Origin of the sequence: Streptomyces specialis, from assembly GCF_001493375.1 — a bacterium.
Lineage (GTDB): Bacteria > Actinomycetota > Actinomycetes > Streptomycetales > Streptomycetaceae > Streptomyces > Streptomyces specialis.
The window spans coordinates 1-2898 of record NZ_LN929830.1; the positions used below are offsets into that span (position 1 = coordinate 1).

General features: G+C 76.6%; 1 protein-coding gene. It reads left to right on the plus strand.

Annotated features, from left to right (window positions below; translation table 11 throughout):
• Positions 1-47 precede the first annotated feature (47 nt).
• A partial coding sequence (locus BN2279_RS07770; protein WP_234347583.1) for a beta-ketoacyl synthase N-terminal-like domain-containing protein occupies positions 48-2898 on the plus strand: 2851 nt, incomplete at its 3' end.

The window sequence follows — 2898 nt, forward strand, 5'->3', positions numbered from 1 at the left end:
CCCCTCCCCCTGAGCCCGCCGTCCCCGCCGCTCCGGCCCGTGAGGGTGTGGGCGAGGAGCCGATCGCCGTCGTGGGGATGAGCGGGCGCTACCCGGGGGCCGGTGACCTGGACGCCTTCTGGCGGGTGCTGGCCGAGGGCCGGGACTGCGTCACCGAGGTCCCCGGGGACCGCTGGGACCACGCCGCGATCCACCACCCGGACCGCGACCACCCCGGCACCACCTACAGCCGCTGGGGCGGGTTCCTCGACGGCATGGACCGGTTCGACGCCGCGTTCTTCGGGATCTCCCGCCGTGACGCGGAGCGCATGGACCCGCAGGAGCGGCTCTTCCTGACCATCTGCTTCCAGGCCCTGGAGGACGCCGGGCTGCCGCCTGGCCGTCTGGCGTCGGTGCCCGTCGGGGTCTTCGCCGGCGTCATGTGGAACCACTACCAGCTCGTGGACGGCGCGGCGGACGGCGTTCTCCCGACCGCGATGCACGCCGCCGTCGCCAACCGTGTCTCCTACGTCCTCGGGCTGACCGGCCCCAGCATGGCCGTGGACACCGCGTGCTCCTCGTCGCTGACGGCCGTCCACCTCGCCGTGCAGGCGCTGAGGCGCGGCGAGTGCGCGCTCGCGCTGGCCGGCGGGGTCAACGTCACCGCGCACCCGCAGAAGTATCTCCAGCTCGCCCAGGGGCGGTTCCTCTCCGACGACGGCCGCTGCCGCACGTTCGGCGCGGGCGGCACCGGTTACGTGCCCGGCGAGGGCGTCGGCGCGGTCCTGCTGAAGCCGCTGCGGCGGGCCGTCGCGGACGGCGACGTCATCCACGGCGTGATCCGCGCCACGGCGCTGAACCACTCGGGGCGGACCAGCGGTTTCACCGTGCCGAGCCCGTCGTCCCAGGCGGCCGTGGTGCGCCGCGCGCTGCGGGACGGCGGTGTGGAACCGTCGCGCGTCGGGTACGTGGAGGCCCACGGCACCGGCACCGCCGTCGGCGACCCCATCGAGATCGAGGGGCTGCGCGCCGTCTTCGGCCCGGACGGCGACTGCGCCCTCGGATCGGTGAAGTCGAACATCGGCCATCTGGAGAGCGCCGCCGGGATCGCCGGGCTGACCAAGGTGCTGCTCCAGTTGCGGCACCGATGTCTGGCGCCGTCCCTGCACAGCGACCCGCAGAACCCGGCGATCGACCTGACCGGCACCCCGTTCCGCGTCCAGCGGGAGACCGCGCCCTGGCCCGCGCCGCCGGACGGCGGACCGCGCCTGGCGGGGGTCAGCGCCTTCGGCGCGGGCGGGGCCAACGCGCACGTGGTGGTGGAGGAGTACCGCGCCCCGGACGACGCGCCGGCGCGCCCGGCGCACCGGGGGCCGGTGGTCGTCGTGCTGTCCGCGCGTGACCCCGAGGGCCTGCGCGCCTGCGCCGCCCGCCTGCGCGACCACCTCGCGTCGGGCCCCGGGGCCGCGGAGGCGGGCGAGCTGCTGCGAGCCGCCGTGGCCGGGCAACTGGGCGTGCCCGCCGGGGAGATCGACCCGGCCGAGCCGCTGGCCGACCTCGGCGTGGACACCGCGTCACTGGGCGAGGCGCTGCGCCGGACGGCGGAGGGGGCGGCGCCCGGCGCCGGCCTCCCCGACCCCCGGCCGGACGAGAGCGTCGACACGTGGGCGGCCCGGGGGGCGGCCACCGGCACCGGCGGCCCGCGCCTCGACGACCTCGCGCACACCCTCCAGACCGGACGCGAGCACTACTCCGAACGGCTGGCCCTGGTGGTGTCCCGGACGGCCGCGATCCCGGCCGCCCTCGACCGGATGGTCAACGGACTGCCGCCGCGGGAGGGCGAGTTCTGGAACGTGCCCGGAGCCCCGCGCCCGGCCGCCCCGCCGCTGCCCGGACCGGACGCCACCGGTTCTCTCGACGCGACGGCCGCCGCGTGGGTCGCGGGCGCCGACGTGCCGTGGGAACGGTACGGCGCGGCCGGGACGTCACCCCGGCGCGTCGCGCTGCCCGGCCACCCGCTGCGCGGGGAACGGCACTGGCCCGGCGCGTGGCGGGCGGAGACCGGACCGGCCCCGGCCCCGGCTGAGCCCCAGCCCGCACCCGCACCCATGTCCGCGCTCGCACCCGTCGCGGACGGGGCCGGGACGGCGGACGGGCCGGTGCGGCTTCGGGTCCTGGACCACGGCATCGCGCTGGTGACCATGGACGACCCGGCGAACCGCAACATGTTCACGGACGAGCTGCTGACCGGTCTGGAACGGGTCTTCGCGCGGATCGACGCCCGCGCGGACGTCCGTGTCGTGGTCCTGACGGGCGGCGAGTCCGTGTTCAACCTGGGCGCGACCCCCCGGGCGCTGGAACGGCTGGCGGACCACGAGACGCGGTTCACCGACACGCCGTTCGTGTACGAGGGGCTGCTGCGCTGCCGCCGCCCGGTGGTGGCCGCGATGCGCGGGCACGCCTCCGGCGGCGGGATGGCGTTCGGGCTGTACGCGGATCTGGTGGTGCTGGACCGCGACGGGAGCTACAGCGCCAACTTCCTCTCCTACGGCTTCACTCCGGGGATGGGCGCCACCTCGGTCCTGGAACACCGGCTGGGCGCCGCGCTGGCCACCGAGATGTTCCTGACGGGACGCCACTACAGCGGGCGGGAACTCGCGGAGCGCGGGGTGACGCTGCCGGTGGTCGGCTCGTCGGAGGTGCTGCCGACCGCCCTTGACCTGGCCCGTTCGATCGCCGCCCGGCCCCCGGCCGCCGTCGCCGCGCTCAAGGCGGAGCTGGCCGGACGGCTGCTCCGGGCGCTGCCGGAGGTGGTCCTGGCCGAGGCGAGGATGCACCAGGAGGTGCTGCTGGCTCTTATACACATCGGACGCGGCCGGCGAGGGGGGGGGGGGGGGGCGCGGGGGGGGCCGGCGATTG